Origin of the sequence: Anaerococcus vaginimassiliensis (assembly GCF_900626155.1) — a bacterium.
In the GTDB taxonomy this organism is placed as follows: Bacteria; Bacillota; Clostridia; order Tissierellales; family Peptoniphilaceae; genus Anaerococcus; species Anaerococcus vaginimassiliensis.
In genome coordinates this window covers 882,923-905,555 of record NZ_LR130844.1, presented here as the reverse complement: position 1 = coordinate 905,555, position 22,633 = coordinate 882,923, and the positions used below count along the sequence as shown (strand labels likewise).

At 34.4% G+C, this 22,633-nt stretch carries 25 protein-coding genes and 1 tRNA gene; 3 read left to right on the top strand and 23 right to left on the bottom strand.

Annotated elements, in window-relative coordinates:
- Positions 1 to 86: 86 nt before the first annotated feature.
- The 11 genes from E0D87_RS04560 to E0D87_RS04510 form a co-directional block, all read right to left on the bottom strand.
- Positions 87 to 500: a hypothetical protein gene (locus E0D87_RS04560; protein WP_130819522.1), complete on the bottom strand. Its 414-nt coding sequence runs from the start codon at positions 498 to 500 to the stop codon at positions 87 to 89.
- Positions 501 to 545: 45 nt separating this feature from the next.
- On the bottom strand, positions 546 to 1,253 hold the full coding sequence (locus tag E0D87_RS04555; RefSeq protein ID WP_130819521.1) for a TraX family protein: 708 nt from the start codon (positions 1,251 to 1,253) through the stop codon (positions 546 to 548).
- A gap of 296 nt (positions 1,254 to 1,549) precedes the next feature.
- Complete coding sequence (locus E0D87_RS04550) at positions 1,550 to 2,776, bottom strand: AI-2E family transporter (RefSeq protein WP_130819520.1); 1,227 nt, start codon at positions 2,774 to 2,776, stop codon at positions 1,550 to 1,552.
- A 74-nt stretch (positions 2,777 to 2,850) separates the two neighbouring features.
- Positions 2,851 to 3,309, bottom strand: a complete 459-nt coding sequence (locus E0D87_RS04545; RefSeq protein WP_130819519.1) for an Asp23/Gls24 family envelope stress response protein — start codon at positions 3,307 to 3,309, stop codon at positions 2,851 to 2,853.
- Between the two features lie 11 nt (positions 3,310 to 3,320).
- Positions 3,321 to 3,611 (bottom strand): DUF2273 domain-containing protein, encoded by a 291-nt coding sequence (locus E0D87_RS04540; RefSeq protein ID WP_004833843.1) that lies wholly within the window; start codon positions 3,609 to 3,611, stop codon positions 3,321 to 3,323.
- Between the two features lie 10 nt (positions 3,612 to 3,621).
- Entirely contained in the window at positions 3,622 to 4,155 is a 534-nt protein-coding gene (amaP, locus tag E0D87_RS04535) for an alkaline shock response membrane anchor protein AmaP (protein ID WP_130819518.1), read from the bottom strand.
- Between the two features lie 49 nt (positions 4,156 to 4,204).
- Positions 4,205 to 6,124: a ribosomal protection-like ABC-F family protein gene (abc-f, locus tag E0D87_RS04530; RefSeq protein WP_130819517.1), complete on the bottom strand. Its 1,920-nt coding sequence runs from the start codon at positions 6,122 to 6,124 to the stop codon at positions 4,205 to 4,207.
- Positions 6,125 to 6,769 (bottom strand): redox-sensing transcriptional repressor Rex, encoded by a 645-nt coding sequence (locus E0D87_RS04525; RefSeq protein WP_130819516.1) that lies wholly within the window; start codon positions 6,767 to 6,769, stop codon positions 6,125 to 6,127.
- 25 nt (positions 6,770 to 6,794) lie between these two features.
- Positions 6,795 to 7,349, bottom strand: coding sequence for an AC76 family protein (locus E0D87_RS04520; protein WP_130819515.1), 555 nt, complete (start codon positions 7,347 to 7,349; stop codon positions 6,795 to 6,797).
- Between the two features lie 8 nt (positions 7,350 to 7,357).
- Positions 7,358 to 9,181, bottom strand: a complete 1,824-nt coding sequence (gene typA / locus E0D87_RS04515) for a translational GTPase TypA (protein WP_130819514.1) — start codon at positions 9,179 to 9,181, stop codon at positions 7,358 to 7,360.
- Positions 9,182 to 9,361: 180 nt separating this feature from the next.
- Positions 9,362 to 9,739 (bottom strand): ATP-binding protein, encoded by a 378-nt coding sequence (locus tag E0D87_RS04510; protein ID WP_130819513.1) that lies wholly within the window; start codon positions 9,737 to 9,739, stop codon positions 9,362 to 9,364.
- Between the two features lie 129 nt (positions 9,740 to 9,868).
- On the opposite strand from E0D87_RS04510, the gene rd (E0D87_RS04505) reads away from it, so the two are divergent.
- Together rd (E0D87_RS04505) and rd (E0D87_RS04500) are read left to right on the top strand one after the other, a co-directional pair.
- Positions 9,869 to 10,027: a rubredoxin gene (gene rd / locus E0D87_RS04505; protein WP_004833839.1), complete on the top strand. Its 159-nt coding sequence runs from the start codon at positions 9,869 to 9,871 to the stop codon at positions 10,025 to 10,027.
- A 145-nt stretch (positions 10,028 to 10,172) separates the two neighbouring features.
- Positions 10,173 to 10,331: a rubredoxin gene (rd, locus tag E0D87_RS04500; RefSeq protein ID WP_130819512.1), complete on the top strand. Its 159-nt coding sequence runs from the start codon at positions 10,173 to 10,175 to the stop codon at positions 10,329 to 10,331.
- A gap of 335 nt (positions 10,332 to 10,666) precedes the next feature.
- Here the strand turns inward: rd (E0D87_RS04500) and E0D87_RS04495 are convergent, their stop codons facing one another.
- From E0D87_RS04495 to E0D87_RS04455, 9 genes are all read right to left on the bottom strand, one after another.
- Complete coding sequence (locus tag E0D87_RS04495; protein ID WP_130820177.1) at positions 10,667 to 11,521, bottom strand: YitT family protein; 855 nt, start codon at positions 11,519 to 11,521, stop codon at positions 10,667 to 10,669.
- A 98-nt stretch (positions 11,522 to 11,619) separates the two neighbouring features.
- On the bottom strand, positions 11,620 to 12,801 hold the full coding sequence (locus E0D87_RS04490) for a coenzyme F420-0:L-glutamate ligase (protein WP_130819511.1): 1,182 nt from the start codon (positions 12,799 to 12,801) through the stop codon (positions 11,620 to 11,622).
- Between the two features lie 238 nt (positions 12,802 to 13,039).
- Positions 13,040 to 13,411, bottom strand: coding sequence for a zinc ribbon domain-containing protein (locus tag E0D87_RS04485; RefSeq protein WP_004833846.1), 372 nt, complete (start codon positions 13,409 to 13,411; stop codon positions 13,040 to 13,042).
- Positions 13,404 to 14,144 carry an NAD-dependent protein deacylase gene (locus tag E0D87_RS04480; RefSeq protein WP_130819510.1) on the bottom strand — a complete coding sequence of 247 codons (741 nt, stop codon included), beginning with the start codon at positions 14,142 to 14,144 and terminating at the stop codon, positions 13,404 to 13,406. The genes E0D87_RS04485 and E0D87_RS04480 overlap by 8 nt, the downstream gene beginning before the upstream one ends.
- A 9-nt stretch (positions 14,145 to 14,153) precedes the next feature.
- The gene (locus E0D87_RS09100) at positions 14,154 to 14,888 is read right to left on the bottom strand and encodes a hypothetical protein (protein ID WP_165442725.1); all 735 of its coding nucleotides are present in this window, start codon (positions 14,886 to 14,888) and stop codon (positions 14,154 to 14,156) included.
- Entirely contained in the window at positions 14,885 to 15,586 is a 702-nt protein-coding gene (locus E0D87_RS04470; protein ID WP_130819509.1) for an ABC transporter ATP-binding protein, read from the bottom strand. Before E0D87_RS04470 ends, E0D87_RS09100 begins: the two co-directional genes overlap by 4 nt.
- Positions 15,579 to 15,929 carry a GntR family transcriptional regulator gene (locus tag E0D87_RS04465; protein WP_130819508.1) on the bottom strand — a complete coding sequence of 117 codons (351 nt, stop codon included), beginning with the start codon at positions 15,927 to 15,929 and terminating at the stop codon, positions 15,579 to 15,581. Before E0D87_RS04465 ends, E0D87_RS04470 begins: the two co-directional genes overlap by 8 nt.
- 6 nt (positions 15,930 to 15,935) lie before the next feature.
- Positions 15,936 to 16,190 carry a barstar family protein gene (locus E0D87_RS04460; RefSeq protein WP_130819507.1) on the bottom strand — a complete coding sequence of 85 codons (255 nt, stop codon included), beginning with the start codon at positions 16,188 to 16,190 and terminating at the stop codon, positions 15,936 to 15,938.
- Positions 16,187 to 16,663, bottom strand: coding sequence for a ribonuclease domain-containing protein (locus tag E0D87_RS04455; RefSeq protein WP_130819506.1), 477 nt, complete (start codon positions 16,661 to 16,663; stop codon positions 16,187 to 16,189). Before E0D87_RS04455 ends, E0D87_RS04460 begins: the two co-directional genes overlap by 4 nt.
- Before the next feature lie 135 nt (positions 16,664 to 16,798).
- Here E0D87_RS04455 and E0D87_RS04450 point away from each other — a divergent pair.
- Positions 16,799 to 16,875: transfer RNA gene (locus E0D87_RS04450), tRNA-Pro, on the top strand.
- A gap of 1,183 nt (positions 16,876 to 18,058) precedes the next feature.
- Here E0D87_RS04450 and E0D87_RS04445 read toward each other — a convergent pair.
- From E0D87_RS04445 to hemZ, 3 genes are all read right to left on the bottom strand, one after another.
- Entirely contained in the window at positions 18,059 to 19,756 is a 1,698-nt protein-coding gene (locus tag E0D87_RS04445) for a M3 family oligoendopeptidase (RefSeq protein ID WP_130819505.1), read from the bottom strand.
- A 141-nt stretch (positions 19,757 to 19,897) separates the two neighbouring features.
- Positions 19,898 to 21,313 carry an aminoacyl-histidine dipeptidase gene (locus E0D87_RS04440; protein WP_130819504.1) on the bottom strand — a complete coding sequence of 472 codons (1,416 nt, stop codon included), beginning with the start codon at positions 21,311 to 21,313 and terminating at the stop codon, positions 19,898 to 19,900.
- A gap of 9 nt (positions 21,314 to 21,322) precedes the next feature.
- The gene (gene hemZ / locus E0D87_RS04435) at positions 21,323 to 22,618 is read right to left on the bottom strand and encodes a coproporphyrinogen dehydrogenase HemZ (RefSeq protein WP_130819503.1); all 1,296 of its coding nucleotides are present in this window, start codon (positions 22,616 to 22,618) and stop codon (positions 21,323 to 21,325) included.
- Between the last annotated feature and the right edge of the window lie 15 nt (positions 22,619 to 22,633).

The window sequence follows — 22,633 nt, the reverse complement described above, 5'->3', positions numbered from 1 at the left end:
AAATTGATTATAAACTAAATTATATGCTTTAAGGGTCAAGTTATCAACAAAGTTTTAATAAACTTTAGCCTTTTATCATATAAGAATTAGATTTCTCTTTTTAATCGACCTTTAATATAAGTTATCTTATCTCTAAGATCTCTTAGCTCTTTTGTTTTTGTCTTAAGCTCTGACCTAACCCTAAGGTCGGTAAAGATATTATCAAAATACACATCCCAGAAATTGTCAGCTAAACTGTTTGAAATCTCCAAAGGTAGGTCTATATCAACATCAGATAGTTCTTTTCTCAAACGGTTTAGACTTAGTTTTAAGGCACTTATATTTCTATTTGCCTTATTTATCTTTGATCTTTTCATAAAACTTGAGAAAAACTCGCCACCAAACATATCCAATAATGACCAATTTGACGCACTAGACAATTCAGCCAAGGCTCTGTCTATATTATTTAAAACATCGTCACAAGCTGCAATAGCCTCTCTAATCTCATTTTTATCTTTCATATTTCCTCCTTAGCTCTCATTAAATATTTACCCTCTTTTGACATTCTACAAGTTAAAATAAAACCTCAATAGTCCAAGCACTAAGAGATGTGCTGGATAAAAGGCGTAGTTTAGCCATCTATATTGGTTTCCTTCCTTGCCATTGTATAGGGTTACTAGTCCAAATCCCAAGAAGGAATAGACTTCTTTTATTATAGATAAATATCCCAAGATTGCTCCAAGGATAAGCCTATCATAGAAGATATAAAATATATAGGCTAGGACAATGGCGTGGTAGTCATAATCAAGACTTAGTGCCATCGCTAAAAAAGACATTCCTATTACTATCACAAAAGACAACAAATACCAGATAATTTTATTTGTGATTTTTCCTTTGAGATAATCAACTAGCCAAACTGTAAGTAAACACAAGGCTAGGGTAAAGATCATATTGTTCCAATTTGGATTATAGTAGACCTTTGAGGTAAACATATCAAAGGGTACTTCTGAGATGATTCCAAATATAAGGAGCCTTATTAGGTATTTGAGCCTATTTTTCGTTTTAAAATATCCTTCTACTATAAAAAATATAAAGATAGTAAAGGCAATCCTTCCTAGAATAGAAAAAATATTTGATAATACTAAAAGCGATCCTCTTCCATCTAGTAAAGGTGTTATCAGTCCATTATTAACATGGTCTATGAACATGGAAATAAAGGCTAGGTATTTTAGCTGAGCTGCACTTAGAACTTGGTAGCTTTTTTTATTTTTCATAATTTTCTCCCTTAATAATTTTTTATATCATACACTTATATTTAAAAGCAAACAAGAAAAAAGCCCCAAGTAGGAGCTTTCGTTGTTGACAAAGTGAAAAAATCCAAAAGAAGCGTTCCATTCGGAAGAAATTTTAAGAAATTCAAATCGAAATAATACGTCCGTAAATCGCACTGTTTGAGCATTGGCGAGTTTGCGATTTACAGGATTATGAGATTTAGAATTTCTAAATTTCTGTAGTTGGATAAGCGTTTTTGGATTTTCTCTATGCTCTAAGCTCCAAATCGGAGCTTTTTTTAGTATTCCATGTTCATTCTTTCTTCACGCATTGTCTCGTAGGACTTTTGGTTTAGTTCGTCTACCTTACTTTGGTCTATTTCCTTCATCTTTAGCTTTCTCTTGGTGTTATCTTGGATTAGGGTGTAAAGGATAGTTGCAACAGGCATTGACATTATCATTCCTGCTATACCAAATAGACCTGCTCCCAAAAACACTGATAGGAATATCCAAATAGCTGGCAAGCCTTGGTGCTTTCCTATAACAAGTGGATAGATAATATTCTCTTGGACTTGTTGGATACTTAGGACAAATATTAGGAAAATCAAAGACTGAGCTGGTGATTGGATAAAGATTAGAATCATACCGACACCAGTTGCAATTATCGGTCCAAAGTATGGGATTATATCAAAAGCACCAACTAGGATTGATATCATACCTGCCATAGGAAGTTTTAGGATTTTCATGCCTATAAAACAAATTAGACCTAAAGACAGACAGCTAAGTAGTTTTGTTTCTAGAAACTTTGAGAAGGAATCATAGGAAAGTTTTGCCACATAGTTTATGTGATTTACCTTATCTTCCCTAAAGTTTGCTAGAAGGATCTTGTTAGCATTAGTCTGAAGCTCTTTCTTGTTAGCCGATACATAGAGGGAAAAGACAAATCCCATGATTACAGCGATTAGCCAAGATGAAACAGAACTAAGAATATTTGATGTCTTATTCCAAATACCTATGTTTTTGCCATTTAAAAAGGCAGTAATTTCCTTAGTTAGGTTTTCTACATCTAGTTTGTTAAGCCTTGCTATAATTTCTGCACTTACTTCCTTAAATAACCTTTGATTGTTAAGGTATTCTATTAGCTTATCCATAAAGATTGGGATGTTTTCAACCAAAGAGCTTATGGCATTTACAAGTTCTGGAATGAAAACTGTCATAATTATAGTAATTATCCCGAAAAATACTATCCATGAAAGGATTAGGGAAAGGGCAGAAGCTAGGTGTTTGTGCTTAGACCTATCTATAAATCTGCCAAAGACTTTATTTTCAAAAAAGTTCATTGGTAGGTTGATGATAAAGGCTATAACTAGTCCATATAAAACTGGTCTAATGACAGCATATGTTCTTACAAAACCTGCCGATACATCTTTCTTATACCAAAAGGCGAAGAATACCAAAATACTTATTATGGTGACTTTTAGTATGTTTTTGTTTTTCTCATCGAGAAATTTCTCTCTTTTTCTCATATTTTCTCCAATTAAAAGCCTGCGTTTCCGCAGGCTTAGCTAAATGATAGGATTAAAAACTATCCCAGATATTTCTAGTATCTGTTGTTTACTCTTTCTTCTTCCTTATCACTTGCTTTTCTTTTTCTTTCTTCGTATTCAGTTCTTGTCATAACGTCAACTACATCAACGTTTACTGTTACTACGTCAAGACCTGTCATTTCTTTTACGTTTCCTACAACTGCTTTTTTGATATCAGAGAAGATTCTTGTAGCGTTTTTACCATATTCGATGATTACATCTAGGTTGATTTTTGCTTCTTTTTCTCCTACTTCTACATTTACACCAGCTGTAGATTGTTCATTTGAGTTTGAGAAGAAAGATCCGATTGAATCTGCGATATTTCCTTTCATTTCAAGGATTCCGTCTACGCTATTGATTGCGATTCTTGCAATTTTGGCAACAACCTTATCTTCGATTATAAGTTTGCTTTCTTCGTATTCTAGTTCTCTTCCGTCGTTTACTTGGTCAATTCTTTCTTTGTTTTCTGTCATAATTATCTCCTTTACCTAAATAATCTTCTTAAAAAGTTAATATATTTTACATCCCTATCAAAGTATGCTCCGATAGAGTAGCCAACAACCATCACAATCCAGATTCCAATTGTCCTGAAGAACCCAAAGTTAAAGAGGCAAAACAAGGTTAGTAGAGAAAGTGCCAAAGCAATTAGCTTTCCTTTATTTTCTCTATAGAAAAGTTGTCTTTTTCTCTTTTCTTCTTCTTCCCTATCCATCCTTCTCATCTCTAGGTCATAGACAGTAAAACCTGTTTGATTTTCCTTATTAATCTTATCCATCTACTACCTCTTATCTTTCCTCAAAGCTTTCTTCTTTCTTTTGGAAATACAAGCTTACGTCAGTATCAGTTATCCCTGTAAGATAACCCAAGCTCTTTTTGATTTCTCTTTTTAGGTTTTCAGAAAGAATGTTTAGGTCAGTGTCCTTATCGACTTCGACCTTAGCTTTTGCTTTAATCTTTTCTCCATCTTGAAGTATCTTCACATCTTGGCGTACTGGATTTGCTCCTTGGCTTCTTACAGCTTCTCTTAGACTATTTTCAAGAGAAGTTCTTTTTACAAGGACAGATCCAGTTTCGTCTTTTTCGAGATATTCGTAATCAGCATTGGAGCTTACAATTAAATCGATTAGAGTAATAATCGCAAAGAGAAGTAAAACCGCCCCCACAATCATAATTCCAATTCTTACGTTTGGATTTTGTAAATAGTAGAGGATGTCATATAGCACATCGACTCTTATAAGTCCTACTGATACAAAAATAGCACCCAAGAGGATTAATACTACAGTCATCAGGGAAAATATTATTCTTTTAAATGTTCCCATAAGCCCTCCTTTAGTATATGGATACCCCATAATAGGTGCTTTAATCTTTTTATTCAATTTCTAGAGATAATTCTAGCCAATCTTGGTCTAGCTTGTCCTTTTTTTCTTCTAGTTGTTTAATTTTAGCGAATGTTTCTTGGACCCTGTCCTGGTCATCATAGAAACCTTCGGCGAGACTTTCATTAGTTAGTCTTTCAATTTCAAGGTCGATTTCTTCCATCTTATTTTCTATATCTCTAATCTCTGCCTTGATTTTTTTGATCTCACTTCTTTTGATATTTTCTTTTTGTCTTTGCTTTTTGATTTGAGTTTTGGTTTGAGTTGATTCCTTTACATCTTCTAAGGAATTTTCCCTAAGTTTTTCCTCATAATATGAGTAGTTGCCAAGGTATTCGTCCATGCCGTCTTTTTTCATATCGTATATCTTGGTGGCAATCTTGTTTAGAAAATACCTATCGTGGCTTATGATTAGGACTGTTCCCTCATAGTCAAGGATAGCATCTTCTAGAATTTCCTTAGAGTCAATATCTAGGTGGTTGGTTGGCTCATCCATTAGGATAAAGTTAGTATCTGATATCATAAGTTTAAGTAGAGAAATCCTCGCTCTTTCTCCTCCGGAAAGCTCACCTACAAGTCTATTTACATCATCTTCATAGAACATAAACTTGGCAAGGTAAGATCTTATCTCAAAGTTAGTTAGCATAGGATAGGCCTTAGATATCTCCTCAAACATCGTATTGTCAAGGTCTAAGGACTTTTGCTCTTGGTCAAAATATCCAATATTTACAGATGATCCAATCCTAACTTCTCCACTATCCTTATTTTCCTCTCCCATGATTATCCTAAACAAAGTAGTCTTGCCAACTCCATTTTCTCCGATAATGGCACATCTTTCTTGTCTATATAAATCAAGACTTATCCCCTTAAATATCTCATCATAGCCGAAAGATTTACTTAAATCTCTTACTTTAAGTACATCCACTCCAGATTGGATTCTTGGGGTAAACTTAAGGCTCATGGTATCTCTAAGCTCTACTGGCTTATCTATTTTTACCATTTTGTCTAAGAGCTTTTGCCTAGATCTTGATTGGGAGATACCTCTTTTTCTCTTAGATCCACCGAGGTTTTTTAGTCTGTCTATGATTTCTTCTTGGCGTTCGATTTCTTTTTGTTGGGATTTGTATTGGTGGATTCTAACCTCTAGGTCTTTTTTCCTTTGAGTCATAAAGGAAGTGTAGTTGCCGTTGTATGTGCTTAGTTTCCCATTTTCCATCATTAGGATTTTATTTACTGTATTATCCAAAAAATACCTATCGTGGGAGATAACTATCACAGATCCCTTGTAGTTTTTGATGAAATTTTCAAGAAATCTGATTGCCCCAATATCAAGGTGGTTGGTCGGCTCATCTAGTAAGATTAAATCTGGCTTTTCTAATAGAAGGTGGCAAAGCTCTACCCTCGCCTTTTGTCCACCAGAAAGCTCGGAGATATTTTTATCAAAATCTTTTTTCTCAAAACCCATAGCAGTGAGAGTTCCCTCGATTTCGCTTTTGATAGCGTAACCATTTTTACTAGAAAACTCTTCTGATTTTAAAGCATAGGTGTGCATGATACTATCAAGCTTGTCTGGGTCAGTTTCTTCTGCCATTTTTAGCTCAAGCTCTCTCATTTCTTTTTCAAGCATGATCATTTCGTCAAAGACACCTAGGATGAATTCATAGATGGTCATATCTGTATCAAGACTTAGAATCTGCTTGAGATAGCCGACCTTTACATCACCTGCTATGTAAATATCTCCACTATCAGGATGAAGCTCTCCTGTTAAAATATTAAATAGAGTTGTTTTTCCTGCTCCATTTGCTCCTATTAGACCTGCCTTCTCGCCCTTTTCAATCTTAAAGCTTACATTTTCAAATATATCCTTTAGGGGATAGGACTTCGCGAGATTTGATGCTGTAAGTAAATTCATCTAAAATATAAAGTCCTCAGGCGAGTTCATAAAGTAAGTTAGGGTAAAGAGGGACTCATCTAGGTGGACAGATTCTATTACCACTCCATTTTTAACCTTTAAATCTACTGGAGAGAAGTTCCATATTCCCTTAACTCCGCCTTCGCAAAGCTTATCGCATATATCTTGGGATACTTCCTTAGGAGTTGCAATGATTCCTATGTCTATTTTTTCTTCCTTTAGATAATCTTCCAAATCGTCTATGTTTTTTACTTCAACTTCGCCGTCGATCTTTTCAGATACAAGGTCAGGATCTTTGTCAAATACACTCTTAAACTCATAGCCTAAGTCCCTAAATGATCTGTACTTGTAAAGGGCATGTCCAATATTACCATAACCGATTAGAACCATGGAGTATTTCTTGTCAACGCCGATTATTTTTGAAAGCTCACTTATAAGTTCAGAAACATTGTAACCGTAGCCTTGTTGACCAAAACAACCAAAGTGGTTTAAATCTTGTCTAATTTGGCTTGCAGTTAGTCCTGTGATTTCTGAAAGTTCTTTTGATGAAACTCTGATTATTCCCTTGTCGTTGATGCTTTCTAGGTACCTGTAATATTTCGGCAATCTCTTGATTACTGATAGTGATATATTTTGCTTAGTCATTTTTCCTCCAATCTATTTATATTTTTTAGTCGTTGTCTGTTTCAAATAGTGATTTTTCGTCATCTACTAGGTGAGAATTTAGGATGGCCCTATCTTCTTCGCTTATGTCTTTTTTCTTCTTTTCTTTCTTTACTTTTGCCTTTCCTTTATCCGATAAATCGTTTTTACCCCTAGCAGGGTTTAGTTTATAAAAGTTTATAAAGTGGACAAAGTAGACTATTATTAGGGCTGTGTAGAAGATTAGCTGGTTATATTCTACTAAAAACATGTTTGGTACTATGAGTCTGTCTGGCAATTGTGGGATAAACTTTGATAAAATCATCAAAGCGTGGATGGCTAGAGCCAAGAAGGCAATACCTGTTATAACTGCCGCAAAGATTGAGAACTTGTAGGCGTTTTTGTCAAACAAAACTACAAGGGCAAATACCAACATCAAAACCCAACATATTACAAAAACTACATTCCACAAGATAGATAACATGGCGCTTTCAGTAAATACCCCAACTATTGTTAGGATAAATACTAAAAGGCTCATCACAGCTAGGGTGAAACTTAGGTTTCTTTCGCTAGTTTTAATCATACAAACCTCTACTTATTTTTCTTTGATTTATATCTTAGTCCTGAATCTAGGATTCTCTTTCTGATTCTTAGGTTGTTTGGTGTAATCTCTATTAGCTCGTCTTCTTCAACGAATTCCATCATTTCTTCAACTGACATTTTCTTTGCAGGGGTTAGCATGATTGCATCATCGCTACCGCTTGCACGAGTGTTGGTTAACTTTTTCTTCTTGCAGACATTTACATCTATATCAAGACCCTTGGCATTCATTCCTACTACTAGACCTTCGTAGACTTCATCACTTGGTTCTATAAATAGGAGTCCTCTTGTTTGAGCTGAGTTTAGTCCGTAGGCTGTGGCTATTCCTGTTTCACTAGCTATAAGTGATCCAACGCTTCTATGATCCATATCTCCCTTGTATAGGTCGTATCCTTCAAACTCTGAGTTTAGGATACCTGTTCCCTTGGTGTCAGTCATAAACTCTGTCCTATAGCCTATTAATCCTCTGGCAGGAATTCTAAAGACAAGTCTGTTGTATCCTGAGCTTGATGGTTTCATATCAATCATCTCGCCCTTTCTTCTACCGAGTTTTTCTATAACAGATCCAGAATATTCTTGGTCTACATCTATAGTTGCAATCTCCATTGGTTCAGTCTTTTTGCCAGCTTCATTTTCCTTAAACATAACTTCTGGTTTTGATACTTGGAACTCATAACCTTCACGTCTAAGATTTTCTATAAGAACAGATAGGTGGAGTTCTCCACGGCCTGATACCTTAAATGCCTCAGTTGTATCTGTAGTTTCAACTCTAAGGGAAACATCTGTTTCTTTTTCCTTCATTAGTCTATCTCTTAGGTGTCTGCTTGTTACATATTTTCCATCACGACCTGCAAATGGTGAGTCATTTACGGAAAATGTCATTGATAGGGTTGGCTCAGAGATTTTAGTAAATTCGATTGGTTCACTATCTTCTTCTGTACCTATAGTATCCCCGATGTTGATATCTTCCATACCTGATAGGGCAACTATTGAACCAAACTTAGATTCTTCTACTTCTTTTCTATCCAATCCGTCAAATTCATAGATAGTAACAATCTTTGATTTTAATCTCCTGCCCTCATTGTTATAGTTTGTAATAATAGCATTATCATTTTTTCTAATAACACCAGATTCAACCTTACCTATGGCAATTCTACCAAGGTATTCGTTGTAGTCTGTTGTAGAAACTAATACCTTAAATGGAGCATCTTCATCTGACTCAAAGGCTGGAGTGTAGTCTATAATTGTATCTAGTAGGTCAGTCATGTCGTTTTTCTCGACACCCTTTTCACTAGATGCCCAACCAAGTTTAGCTGATGCGTAAACAAAAGGACTTTCGAGATAGGACTCATCAGCATCAAGAGAGATAAATAAATCTAGGATTTCATCCTCAACCTCATCTATCCTTTGGTCAGGTCTATCTACCTTATTTATACAAATTATAGCAGGTAGACCAAGCTCGATTGCCTTCTTTAGTACAAACTTAGTTTGTGGCATTGGTCCTTCGTGACTATCTACAACAAGGACAACTGACTCTGCCATGTTTAAAACTCTCTCAACCTCTCCACCAAAATCGGCGTGGCCTGGAGTATCTATAATATTAATCTTAGTATCTTTATAATAAACCGCAGTATTCTTGGAAAGAATTGTAATTCCTCTCTCTTTTTCAATAGAGTTAGAGTCCATTACCCTTTCTTTAACCTCTTGGTTATCCCTAAACAAACCACTTGTCTTGAGTAGTCCATCAACGAGTGTTGTCTTTCCATGATCTACGTGAGCAATAATCGCTACATTTCTTACATCGTTTCTTTTCATAAAACCTCTTTCCTTCTAACAAATCTACCACTATATTATATCCCATGTTAATATCTTATCAATATTAAACGATAAAAAAACATCCTTTTTCGGATGTTTAATACAATTATTCGCAAATTTTTTGTTATATTTATATATAAACTTGCATTTACTTATCTAAACAAATAAGAAATTTGCAATTTATTTGTTAAAAATTAGGGCAGCAACAGTATTATCATTAATAATTAACTTATCAGATATAGCCTCAACTAGCATAATACCCCTGCCATTTTCAGCAAAGGGATCCCTATGTCTATCACTACTTATCCCACAACCTTCATCCTTTATTTTTACATAAAGATAAGAGCTGTCAAGTAAGACTAGACAATCAATCTTCTTATCGTAAATCTTCTGGTTGCCATGCTTATAGGAATTTACAATAAGTTCATCCAAGATAAGTCTTAGTTTAAAGATTAGATCATCGTCATCGTACCTTTTTTTCGATAAGTCTATAACTTCTTTATTAAAATTTTTAATTTCATCAAGATCTGTATTGATCTTACAAGTTATAATATCCATATTGCTCTCCCATATTTATAATACCCAAAATTTACAAGACCAATCTTCGATAATTAATTGCAAACGATGTTTAGAATTATAAATATGTGGTATAATATAAATATAATCGATGAAAGGAGACATTCTAATATGAAATACGTATGTACAGCATGTGGTTACATCTACGATCCAGCAGAAGGAGATGTAGATAACGGAATCGAAGCAGGTACAGAATTTGATCAACTTCCAGAAGATTGGGTTTGCCCAGTTTGTGGTGTTGGCAAAGACATGTTCGAAGCTCAAGAATAATAAAATTTAGGGGAGATTTGTCTCCCTTTTTTCATACAAAAAACTATATACCACTTAGTAGGCTAGACAAATATTATGTTTAGAAATCGTTAATCGTGGTATAATATAAATAGAGAGATGACAAATTGAAAGGAGATTTTCTAATATGAAATACGTATGTACAGCATGTGGATATATTTATGATCCAAAAGAAGGCGATGTAGACAACGGAATCGAAGCAGGTACAGAATTTGACCAACTTCCAGAAGATTGGGTTTGCCCAGTTTGTGGAGCTACAAAGGACATGTTCGAACCTCAAGAATAATTAGAAACCAAAGGGACCTAGGGTCCCTTTTTTTATTCCTATTTTTAAAACAAGTATAAGAAAAGAACCCCTGTTAAGAGGTTCTTCGCTAGTCTTTATAGTATACAAAACTTAAAAACGCTTATCCAACTACAGAAATTGAGAAATTCTAAATCTCACAATCCTGTAAATCGCAAACTCGCTTACGCTCAAACAGTGCGATTTACGGGCGGATTATTTCGATTTGAATTCCTTACAATTTCTTTCGAATGGAACGCTTCCTTTTAAGTTTTGTTACTTGTAAATTATAAAATCATAAGTCTTTATTCTTTTTAAATTCCAACTTTACATATCACTTAATCAGAAAGCTCATCTGTCTGATACCAACCCTTGCCCATAACTGTAGATGTATTTAAAATCGTAATAAAAGCTTTTGGGTCAATATTTTTTATAAATATTCTAAACTTAGGAGCTTCGGTTTTGCTTGTTGTACAAAGATAAACTGTAAAGTCCCTTCCTTTATAAAGACCCTTGGCATTTATAACTGTTGCTGACCTATTTAGATCATCTTTGATAAAGTGTCCTACTTCCTCAGTTTTCGATGTTATTATAATAAACATCTTGGCTTGGTTCATGGATGAGATTATTATATCTACACAAAGTCCCTTGACCAAGAGTCCAAATATTGAAAATAGTCCGATTTCTATACCAAATATCCAAATAGATGCTATAGTAAACAAGGAATCTACAAATAACAAGGCCCTACCTACTTCTATGTGGCTGTATTTTTTGACGATCATAGCTATTATATCTGTTCCACCAGAGCTTGCTGCGATGTTAAATAAAATCGCAGATCCTCCAGCACTCATTATTAGAGTAAAGAACAATTCAAGCATGGTATTTCCAGTTAGGGTTCCATCTATTGGAACAATCTTTTCTAAAAGTAGGGCTGTAAGTGAGTTTAGTATTGCAACATAACCTGTTCTTAGGGTAAATTTCTTGCCTAAGATAAAAAATGCAATCACGAGAAGACTAACATTTATAAAAAGCGTGATTTGAGGCCTCGAAAAGGGCACAAACATACTCGCTATTATACTCATTCCCTCGACACCACCTATTACAAAGCTGTTGGGATATTTGAAAAAATGTGTTCCCAGTGCCATAAAAATGGCGGCAAAACTCATTAGAAATACCCTCTTATGTTTTGTCATTGGGTCGTGGTTGTATATTCTCCTGTTCCTATCTTCAATATAGGAATTTAGAGAGAGTTTCCTCTTCTCATTAGGTTCTTGTTGCAATTTTCTCTCCTTTAATTGTCAGAATAGTTGTCGAAGTATCCTTGGATTAATACGATTGGTGTTCCCTTATCTCCAGATCCACTTGTAAGATCACATAGTGAACCTAGTAGGTCTGTGATTTGTCTTGGTGTTGTACCTAGGGTTTCGTCTTTTCCCTTTAGTTCGCTTTCTTTGTGAGAAATTCTATCTCTCATTGCCTTGTCCCTATCTTCACCTTTTAGTTCTGTTAGGTCATTGTCAGCAATGTATTTAATCTTGATTTCGTTAGGTGTTCCTTCTAGTCCACTTGTGTATGCTGGGGATACAACTGGATCAGCAAGCTCCCATATTTTTCCTACAGGATCTTTGAAAGCTCCGTCGCCGTAGATCATAACTTCAATTTGTTTATCAAACTCGTCTATTAATCTTTTTTGTAGGCTGTCTACAAATGTCTTGCCATCTCTTGGGAATAGTTTTACCTTATCTCCTGTAGATAGGTTAGATCCTAATAGACCGTATTCTTCATTAAAGCCAGATCCGTTTATTGAAGATGTCATTATTTCATCAAGTGTTAAAACCTTGCCTGCTCCGTTTTCTTCTAGTTGTCTTTTTACAAGATTTCTAGTGTGGATGGATGAAACAAGAACTTGATCTGTAAATTTCAAGGCATCTACTGGATTGTTCAAGAAGTGAACTTCTGAGTTTGGTGCGATTTCCTTATATAGGTCAGGATAAGATATTCCAGTAAATTCGTGTTTGTAATCTCCTGAAAGTTTCTTATATTGATCCATATCCAAAACATCTTGGTAAGGGTTAACATCAGAGTTAAACAAGTCCATTTCATCTATTAACCAGTTACCAACCTCATCTTGTGGGTAAGATAGGCAGATGTGAAGTTTCTTGCCTGTTAGGGCAAAAGCTTTTAGTAGGATAGAAAATCTATTTCTGCTTAGGATTGGAAATAGGATTGCTAGTTCCTCTCCTTCAAACTTTTCATTCACGTCTTTGGCGATATCTTCGATTGTTACATAGTTTCCTTGAGCACGAGCTACAAGAGATTCTGTAATACATACGACATCCTTATCACGAAGAGTGATATCTTTTTGATCACTTGCTCTTTTTACTACATCAAATACTGTAGAAACTAAGTCGTCGCCTTCTTCGATTATTGGGGCTCTAAGGCCCATTGCTGCTGTTCCAATTATTCTTTCCATAATTAATTCCCCTTTCGATTGAATTATACAATAATTAAAAGCCCTTGACAATGCGTGTTATTAAAGAATTTTAAAGCTTTTAGGAAACTTTTCCTAAAATAAAATACCTTAATAAATTATTTTTTAAATGATAAAAACAAATTTTTTTCCTAGAAAAAAACTTAAATAAATATTTTGCTAAATTTGTACAAAAAATAAATTATTATTTCAGATAATTTCACATAAAAAGATGCTAAAATTAACTTCTAGCATCAAATTTATGGGAACATTTTGGACATTTGACCTTAATTTTCCCTTTATTTTTCGGAATTCTTAGCTCTTGTTTGCAAGATGGACATTTTATATATTTATAGTTTTTATCTTTACTTTTTCTTTTTCCTATCCTAAATTGTTTTTTCATAGGATCTAGGAACTTTTCCCTAAACATCCTATTTTCCATTACTCTCTTGTATTGATTATTAGAAAACGCTCTATATACAGCGTAGGCTACTATAATAAGTGAGAAAATATTTAGGATAGAACTTTTAGTAAAGTATGAGATTACAGTTATGATAATTGCAACCCATACTAAAAATATCCCGTATTCATCTATTCCGTGTTTTTTATTCATCTAACCCCTCTACTAACTCTTCCATGACCTTTGAGATATCATCATTTATCAAATAATCAGCTCTACTATCTTGTGGCGTCATGTCTTTATTGATTAATACTAATTTATTACCATTATAAAAATCAATTAATCCTGCCGCAGGATAGACTACAAGGCTTGTTCCACCTATAATTAGGACATCAGCATTTGCTATTAGATTTATAGCATAGTTGATGTTGTTTTGATCAAGCCCCTCACCGTAAAGGACGATATCAGGTCTAACAACTCCTCCACACCTATCGCAAGTTGCAGTTGTATCAAAGCCTTTGACATAAGAAAGGTCAAAGCTTTTGCCACACTTGGTGCAATAATAATCTCTCAAGTTGCCGTGTAGCTCGATTACATTTTTGCTTCCTGCCTCTTGGTGGAGACTATCTATATTTTGTGTTATGACTGCCTTTAGTTTACCCATTTTCTCAAGCTTTGCAAGAGCATAGTGGCAGGCATTTGGTTTTATCCCATCTAACATAAGATTTTCCTTACAATAGGTCATGAACTTGTCGGGATGATTTACGAAAAACTCATGGCTTAGCATATATTCTGGTGAAAACTCAGAGTTATTCTTCCTATTGTAAAGTCCTGTCGCTGACCTAAAATCTGGAACCCCTGAAGCAGTTGATACTCCTGCTCCACCAAAAAATACAATATTGTTGGAATTTCTAATAATCTCTTTAACTTTATTAATATCAGTCAAAAAATCCTCCTAAGATAAATCCAAGTTCTTTGATATATAACTTACATTTACAAAATACAAGATGAAGACAGCTACTAGATAATATATTAGAGGTGTAAGGATCTTATAAAGAATCCCTTCTCCAACAGCAAATGGAAATATAAAGGAAAATCCCATCCCACTTGTCCTAATCAAATCTCCATCTATCAAAACCAAGGCATTGAAACTAGTGTAGATAAATATTGGAGCTATCAACACTACTAGGGTCATAACCATAGCAAGCCATGAAACCTTGCCAGTAAACCTTGACCTTGCCATATTTAAGTTAAGACAAAGGCTAAGTACATTTATTAGAATAAAGGCAAAAATCATATAATAGAAAAAGTCACTGCCTAGGGTATATCCTAACAATAAAAGACTTAGGCTTAGGAAAATTCCACTTGTTATAAAAAATAAGCTAATTCCAATAACTTTTCCCAAAACAAAGCTTTTAATCGACATTGGTAGGCTAAAGGTAAGCATGGCTCTTTTTGTAAAATAGTCCTTGTAGATAAAATTTGCCATAAAGACAAAGTTTACCCCTACAAAAAATACTATACTTGTTATAAATATAATATCTGTTAGCCTCTTTTCAGCAAATAGCACATTCATAGGCACAAACATTCTTACTAGAAATGATCCCACCAAGGCTATCAATTGAATAAGTAGGATGGTCATTAGGTAGTTTTTGTTAGATTTTAAATCATACTTGATAAATTTAATCATAAGATACCAAAAACCTCCTTATAATAATCACTTAGGTCAAGGTTATTTTCCTGTCTTATCTCGTTCGCGTCCTTGTGGATTAAGACCTTGCCCCTATTTAGGAAAATGACATCTTCAAACAAATTCTCCAACTCACTTATCTGGTGGGTTGTTATAATAAAGGTCTTATCCTTTCCCATATTGTCGATTATAATATTGATTACAGCTTGCATAGCCACAGAATCAACCCCATCAACTGGCTCATCTAGGATATAAATTTCTGCATTTCTAGCAAGCGTCAAGCTTATTAGAAGTCTCTCCCTAAGACCCTTGGATAAATCTTTGGTAGACTTATCTTTTGGAATCTTCAACATCTCAATAAGCTCATCACATCTTTTCCTATCAAAATCCTTGTAGAAATCCTCATACATATCGACTGCCTCACTTACCTTGATATTGTCAAACAAATAATAACTATCAGGTAAATAGCTTATCTTTGCCTTTGTTTTATGACTTGGCTTATCTCCTGCTATTAGGATTTCTCCATCATCTTTTTTAAGTAGACCTACTACTAGCTTTAGCAAGGTAGACTTGCCCGAACCATTTGGCCCCAAAAGTCCTACTACGTTTCCCTTTTCAATCTCAAGGTCTAGCCCGTCAATCGCTGGAGTATCCTTATATGATTTTTTCAAATTTTTACATACTAATATCTTATCCATTTGCCACATTCCTCATCTCTAAGAGTTTTATAGCATCATCTATATCAATGCCAATTGATTTTAAATCATCCAAGAAATCATTGACAAACCTATTGGAAAACTCATTTTTTAGCCTACTTACAAGAGTATCATCAATAGTAAAATAATAAAAATCAATCCTCTTTTCAATCATATGAGCCTTTTCCATACTAGAAAGGGCATTTTCTACATATCTAGGATTTACCTTAAACTTGCTAGTAAAAAACCTCTTGTCGTAGAGCTTGTCTCCATCCTTGAAATCACCATTGATAATTCCTGTAGCTACAAAATCTCTAATCTCATTTTGCTTTGACCTGTATCTCATATTTCCTCAACTAATAAAATCAATATTTACATCATACATTCTAACACTATCTAAAAATACCCTCATCACCCTAGGCGCATAATCGCCCAAGTTCTTGTAAATCTCCTTGTAATTAATAATTCTTAGACGTGGATCAACATAGATTAGCTGGTCAAACAAAGCATCAAGGTTTCTAACCTCGTAGTCAAAGTCTATATTTTCATTTAAAACATCGTAAAATTTATCCTTATCAGAAAAATCTCTCGCATCTATTTCTATCATGGATTAATCCTTTCAAAACTTTCGTAGTGGTCTTTGGTATAGTAGATATTTATATCATCATCAAAGATAATTCTCTCCCCATTTCGTCTGCCACCTTCATAGTTCACATCCGCTTCCTTGTAATCTCCTTCGGGAAGTTTTCCTTCAAAGTTACCAAAATAATCTCCTCCAATAACTCCTTTGTCTGTTACCTCCCACAAGTTTCCTTCCTTAGGGATCCAACCCAAATCCTTGGCCTCTTTTTTGGTGAGATAATTATTAGGAAGTCTTTTATATTTTACTAAATACTCGCTAACATCTTCTAGGCTATAATACGAGCCATCCTCCGTGATTGTTTTAGCCTTATTATTTTCCTCTATTTCAATTTTTTCAACATTATTTATATCAACATTATTATTTTGCCCTAGCGTACAACCTGTAAAAATCAACAGGATAAAGACAAGCAAATAAGAAAAATACTTTTTTACTTTCATTTTTCTCCTCCTTATGGTATCATTATATCAGATTCTTCTATTAGAAACTAAGAAATAATAAAGTTTTTAAAAGAAAATCCAAAAAATATTTGACAAAAGAAAAATATTGTCGTATACTATACAAGTAAGTGATTACGGGGTGTGGCGCAGCTTGGTAGCGCGCGTGTTTTGGGAACATGAGGTCGAAGGTTCGAATCCTTTCACCCCGACCAAAAACTTATCCAGCTTTGATAGCTGGTTTTTTTATGTTAACTTATTTTTTAATTATCTTCTTTTTATTTATTATATATATCACTTACGGTCGGTTGGTACTTGTGGCTTTGAGAAGGTGAGGCTCGGAAGGCCCTAATCCTTTCTCCCCGACCAAAAACTTATCCAGCTTTATCGGCTGGTTTTTTTATGTTAACTTATTTAATTATCTTCTTTTTATTTATTATATACACATCACTTACGATTGATGGTTGCGGCTTTGAGAAGGTGAGGCTCGGAAGATCCGAATCCTTTCACCCCGACCAATTAACACCAATCTAGTTAGGTTGCTTTTTTTATGTTAACTTATTTTTAATTATCTTCTTTTTGTCTTCCTAACTTTTAATCTGTAGTGCTAACTCTAGCATATCCAAATCGTCCACTCAATGTCCTCCTCATTTCCCTACATATATGCTTATTTTAAAACCTATCAAAACGCAAAATAAAGCTTCTCATAAATCTGATTTTATATTTCTATTTTAGTCAATTCTATTTAGTCAAAATTAAGTTTTCTTTATCAATAAGATCTGATTTTGTAATATGGGTATACCCTTATAATAGCTGGTTTTTTATGTTAACTTATCTAATTATCTTCTTTTTATTTATTATATACACATCACTTACGATTGATGGTTGCGGCTTTGAGAAGGTGAGGCTCATAAATATCCCAATCCTTTCACCCCGACCAATTAACAGCAATCTATAACGGATTGCTTTTTTATTATCTTCTTTTTATATAGATACTTCAGTGTTTATATTATCTCTTGTCGGGTAAAGTTTTAATGTTAATAAATTTTTTATTTTAGATTTTGAGAGGATAATATGAGAAGTAAGAAGATTAATTATTTAGAGATTTTAAAGGCTATTTGTATATTTTTAATTGTCTTTAGTTTTTTGTTTATTAAAGACAGGTTCGTTTCTGCTCTTGTTTGTACAATCGGCTCATTCGCCCTACTTTGTGTTACTTATATTTCGTTTAGGAAAAACACATCAAAATCAAAGCTACCGCTTATTACCCTAGTTTTAAGTGGATTTGCTTTTATTTTGTTTCTTATATCAATAATTCAAGTTAGGTAAGTTAAGTTAATAATTTTATAGAAAAATAAGTGAGCCTTGTTTTATTTAGGCTCACTTTTATATTTCTTGCTATTTTATTTTCTCCATATCTAGGCTTTCTAGGTATTTTCTTAGTTGTGGGGTTATTTTTGCTATAGTTCCTTCCTCGAATGGACTTGCTAGTCCTACTTCTTTTAAAGTTTCTTTGGTTGGGAGTTTTGCACTTAGTTTACATAGTTTTAGATAGGATTCCCAAGCTTTTTCGTGATTTTCCATATCTTTTATGAAATATTGGAAGGCGTCTACTTGTGCTATGGTGTAGTCTATATAATAGAAAGGATAGTTGTAAACGTGCAGTTGCCTTTGCCATCTGCCTCCATTTTCTAGGTAATCATTGCCGTCATAGTCTAGGTGAGGAAGGTATTTTTTCTCGATTTCCCTATATTTTCTCCTTCTTTCTTCTGGACTTACGTTTGGGTTTTCGTAGACATATTCTTGGAACTCATCTATGCTTGCTCCATAAGGAATGAATTTTAGGGCATCTATGACATGGTTGTAGTAATATTTTTCAGTATCTTTGCCAAAGAAGTTTTCCATCCATGGATGAGTGAAAAATTCCATGCTCATTGAGTGAGTTTCTGCAATTTCCATCGTCAAATCGTTGTTTTCAGATGGATACATATCACGAGTTATATATCCTTGGAAGGCATGACCTGCCTCGTGGGTTAGGACATCGACATCACCGCTTGTTCCGTTGAAGTTTGAGAAGATAAATGGCATTTTTGTAAGAGCGAGACTTGTCATATATCCACCTGGCGCCTTGCCATCTTTGGTAGTTAGATCCATCATTTCTTTTTCTACCATAGCTGTAAAGAACTCATCTGTTTCAGGAGAAAGCTCACTATACATCTTCTTTGCAGCAGCTACTAGGATATCTTCATCTCCAATAGGTTTTGGATTTCCTGAAAGAAAAGCAAGGGGTAGGTCGTAGTATTTCATATCTTCTATGCCTATTCTTTTCGCTTGCTCAGCGTATATTTCTTGACTTAGGGGAACTAGGTCCTTTACGATTTGGTCTCTATATTTTTTAGCATCTTCCTTAGTCCAATCGAGCCTACCCATTTGTTTGTAGGCAACTTCCGTGAAGGTGTCAAAGCCAAGCTTGTTGGCAATTTTAGTTCTAACTTTGACAAGCTCATCATAGATTCTATCAAGCTCAGTCAAATTGTCAGCAAACCATCCATTTAGAGCTTCGAAAGCTTCCTTGCGAGTAGCTCTATCCTTATCTTGGGTGATGGCAACAAGGCCTGAGATATTTTTAATCTCTCCCCTAAATTCAATTTCAGCTCCACCAGTTAGCTTGTTATATTCGTTTACAAGTTTGGATTCGGCTACCTTATCTTCCATGATTTCTGGACTAAATATATCTTTTTGTAGCTCATCTCTCATGGTTATAGTTTTGCCGTATTTATCTTCAAAATCTTTTCTAAAGGGACTTTCTAGTCTTATTCCCATGAGTCTATGGTTAAGCTCGTCAAAACGAGGACCGTTGTCATAGAAGGCATTCATTTCTGTATCGTAGAACTCATCTCTGGTGTTGATTGTATTTCTGATGTATGCAATGGTCGAAAGCTCATCATATTCGGCAAATTTCTCCTCGATTTGTTTGTGGGTATCGAAGAACTCTTCCTTGCTTTTTGCACCTTCTAGCCTATCTAAAAGGCTAGAAATCTCTGCTACCATCTTGTCAAAATCAGGTCTTTGGTATTTTAAATCTTTAAACTTCATAAAAGACTCCTTTTTATTTATATTATACACCTTTATTTTTAATTATTCGCTTTATTTTACTCCAATATAATAATTCTTTTCAAATTTCTATAATAAAAAATCCAGCTAGATATCTAACTAGCTGGATTAGTTTTCTTTGTTTTATTTTATTTTCTTTAGTAGTTCAACTAAGAACTTGTAGTTGTTTGCTACTGATTCTAGGTTTACTCTTTCCATTGGAGAGTGAGCACCTTCTATTTCTGGTCCAAATGAAATCATTTCTACATGTGGGATTTCTTTTTTGAATAGTCCACATTCTAGACCACCGTGAGTTGTAGCTACTATTAGGTCATTTCCATTGATGTCTTTCCATGTTTCATTGGCTAGGTCGATTAATGGAGTTTCTTCTCTTTGCCAACCTGAATATTGGCTTACAACTTCGTATTTGCCACCGAATCTTTTTACGATTTCTATAGCGATTTCTGCTCTGTTTAGCTTAGCAGAATCCACTTCTGATCTAATCATAGTATTAAACTTTATTGTATCTTCTTTATTTTCCAAAAGTCCTAGGTTAGATGATGTTACTATATTATCCTTATATTTCTTGTATAGACCGTCAGGTAATGCAAATAATGCATCAATTACGTCTTTACTTACCTTTTTGCTAACTACGTCTTTATCGAAGCTTGCTTCTTTGATAGTGATAGTTCCCTTTGGATCTGAGTCTTTGTATTCGTTTAGTATTTCTGCTTTTCTTTCTTCTAGTGTTTTGATAGCTTCCTCTTTGTTAGCTACTGAAACTGTTGCAGATGCAGTTGTTGGGATGGCATTTCTCTTGACACCACCAGTGATTTCTGCAATTTGTACTCCTTCAATATTGTGAAGCATACGAGCTAGAGATTTGATTGCGTTACATCTAAACTTGTCAATCTCCATACCTGAGTGTCCACCTTCAAATCCTTGAAGTGATATTTCTACAAAGTCGCCTTCGCTTTTTTCATATTCTTTATCAAATTCAACCTCAAGGTCAAGTCCACCAGCACAACCAATTGTAAGAACTCCTTCTTCCTCAGAGTCAATGTTGATTAGATAATCTGCTTTTAGTTGTGATAGGTCAAGGGCATTTGCACCAACCATTGATGTTTCTTCAGCTGTTGTGATAACTGCTTCGATTGGGCCGTGCTCTAGGCTATCGTCATCTAGAATTCCCATGATAAAGGCAACTCCGATACCATCATCTGCGCCAAGTGTTGTTCCATCAGCTGTTAGCCAACCGTCTTCTACTAAAAGTTTGATTGGGTCTTTTTCAAAGTCATGGTCGCTGTCATCTTCTTTTACACAAACCATATCCATATGGCCTTGGAGGGCAACGATTGGTCTATCCTCATAACCCTTGCTTGCTTCTTTTCTGATGATTACGTTCAATGCTTCATCTTGAACTACTTCTAGTCCTCTTTCTTTGGCAAAGTTTACAAGGAAGTCTGATACTTCTTTTTCGTTGCCACTTTCTCTAGGAATTTGTGTCAACTCATAAAAGTTTTGAAAAACATCTTTTGGTTCTAAATTTTTAATATCCATTTTATCCTCCTAATTATTATTACTATACCCATTTATTAATTTATTTTTAGCATCTATTTCGCTTGTTACTTTCTCATAATAATCTCTTAAGTTTCTTGAATTTCTAAACTTCTTGCCAGTAAGTAGCTTGGAGTTTGCATTCATACCAAGACCTATAATAGATTCTAATTCTTCATTTATGATAATGTTATATCTCTGGCTAGTGTTATTTTTCTGATAGCCTACATTTTCTAGGTTAGATGCAATGTTTTTTTGCCTATATAGGTAATATGGCTTGTAAGAATTTCTCCTTACAAAATCATCTATCATTTCGCTTATAAGGATAACGTCTTTTCTACTAGCCTTAGCATTTTTCTCAAAATATTTGCTACTAACCTTGATTGCTAAAGTGTGAAAGGTGATATTATCAGGCATCAAATCTTCTAGGATAAGAAAGTTCTTCTTAAAATCATCTGCTTTTTCACCCATTAGACCAATGATAAAGTCAGTGTTTATTATAAATCCTAAGTCTCTTGCCATTTTAAATATATCAAAAAAGTGAGAAAAATCATAAGTCCTACCAGCTCTTTTAACAATATCTTCGTTAAAAGATTGGGGATTTAGGGAAATCCTTCCGACACCATTTTCTCTTAGTAGCTTTAGCTTATCAAAATCTAGGGTATCTTCCCTCCCTGCCTCAAAGGTAAATTCTTTGTAGGAAAATTTCTCGTTAATAGCTAAGAGAAGTCTCCTAAGATCATCTGTCTTTATATAAGAAGGAGTGCCTCCTCCTATATAAATCGCATCGAGCTTTCGAGGTAGACTTATATTTTCTATCTCATATATCAAAGAGTCGATATACTTACTCCTATCTTCCCTAGGAGAAACTATAGTTGGATAGGAACAATAGTGGCACCTACTTGGGCAAAAGGGAATGTTTATATATAGGGAGAAATCTCTAGGATCAATAGAAATCTTCTCCTGCTCTTCTTTGACTTCTACTAAGAGTCTTAGTTTATCATCAGATAGGTCATACTTATTTTTAATCTCATTAGGACTTAAACTTTTAAGTAGCTTGGATGGTTTTGATCCAGTTAGATATCCCCATGGAGACTCATAGCCTGTAACACTTTTAAGTAAATCATAGAGCTTTCTTTTTAGATTATCCTTATCATAGATGATAATATCGTTGTTATAGATTATCTCTTCTTCTAAGACTTTAAGATTTGCTTTTTCGTCAAAAACTATCTCATCATGGTCAAAGAATATATTTAAAATATCGTAAACTTGTTTTCTCTTGTTAGGATTTTCTACATAAAATTTCACTAGATATTCTCCTAT

Coding starts and splice junctions, on each gene's coding strand:
- E0D87_RS04560 (WP_130819522.1), bottom strand. CDS start 500: ATGAAAGATAAAAATGAGATTAGAGAGGCTATTGCAGCTTGTGACGAT.
- E0D87_RS04555 (WP_130819521.1), bottom strand. CDS start 1,253: ATGAAAAATAAAAAAAGCTACCAAGTTCTAAGTGCAGCTCAGCTAAAA.
- E0D87_RS04550 (WP_130819520.1), bottom strand. CDS start 2,776: ATGAGAAAAAGAGAGAAATTTCTCGATGAGAAAAACAAAAACATACTA.
- E0D87_RS04545 (WP_130819519.1), bottom strand. CDS start 3,309: ATGACAGAAAACAAAGAAAGAATTGACCAAGTAAACGACGGAAGAGAA.
- E0D87_RS04540 (WP_004833843.1), bottom strand. CDS start 3,611: ATGGATAAGATTAATAAGGAAAATCAAACAGGTTTTACTGTCTATGAC.
- amaP (WP_130819518.1), bottom strand. CDS start 4,155: ATGGGAACATTTAAAAGAATAATATTTTCCCTGATGACTGTAGTATTA.
- abc-f (WP_130819517.1), bottom strand. CDS start 6,124: ATGAATTTACTTACAGCATCAAATCTCGCGAAGTCCTATCCCCTAAAG.
- E0D87_RS04525 (WP_130819516.1), bottom strand. CDS start 6,769: ATGACTAAGCAAAATATATCACTATCAGTAATCAAGAGATTGCCGAAA.
- E0D87_RS04520 (WP_130819515.1), bottom strand. CDS start 7,349: ATGATTAAAACTAGCGAAAGAAACCTAAGTTTCACCCTAGCTGTGATG.
- typA (WP_130819514.1), bottom strand. CDS start 9,181: ATGAAAAGAAACGATGTAAGAAATGTAGCGATTATTGCTCACGTAGAT.
- E0D87_RS04510 (WP_130819513.1), bottom strand. CDS start 9,739: ATGGATATTATAACTTGTAAGATCAATACAGATCTTGATGAAATTAAA.
- rd (WP_004833839.1), top strand. CDS start 9,869: ATGAAATACGTATGTACAGCATGTGGTTACATCTACGATCCAGCAGAA.
- rd (WP_130819512.1), top strand. CDS start 10,173: ATGAAATACGTATGTACAGCATGTGGATATATTTATGATCCAAAAGAA.
- E0D87_RS04495 (WP_130820177.1), bottom strand. CDS start 11,521: ATGACAAAACATAAGAGGGTATTTCTAATGAGTTTTGCCGCCATTTTT.
- E0D87_RS04490 (WP_130819511.1), bottom strand. CDS start 12,801: ATGGAAAGAATAATTGGAACAGCAGCAATGGGCCTTAGAGCCCCAATA.
- E0D87_RS04485 (WP_004833846.1), bottom strand. CDS start 13,411: ATGAATAAAAAACACGGAATAGATGAATACGGGATATTTTTAGTATGG.
- E0D87_RS09100 (WP_165442725.1), bottom strand. CDS start 14,888: ATGATTAAATTTATCAAGTATGATTTAAAATCTAACAAAAACTACCTA.
- E0D87_RS04470 (WP_130819509.1), bottom strand. CDS start 15,586: ATGGATAAGATATTAGTATGTAAAAATTTGAAAAAATCATATAAGGAT.
- E0D87_RS04465 (WP_130819508.1), bottom strand. CDS start 15,929: ATGAGATACAGGTCAAAGCAAAATGAGATTAGAGATTTTGTAGCTACA.
- E0D87_RS04460 (WP_130819507.1), bottom strand. CDS start 16,190: ATGATAGAAATAGATGCGAGAGATTTTTCTGATAAGGATAAATTTTAC.
- E0D87_RS04455 (WP_130819506.1), bottom strand. CDS start 16,663: ATGAAAGTAAAAAAGTATTTTTCTTATTTGCTTGTCTTTATCCTGTTG.
- E0D87_RS04445 (WP_130819505.1), bottom strand. CDS start 19,756: ATGAAGTTTAAAGATTTAAAATACCAAAGACCTGATTTTGACAAGATG.
- E0D87_RS04440 (WP_130819504.1), bottom strand. CDS start 21,313: ATGGATATTAAAAATTTAGAACCAAAAGATGTTTTTCAAAACTTTTAT.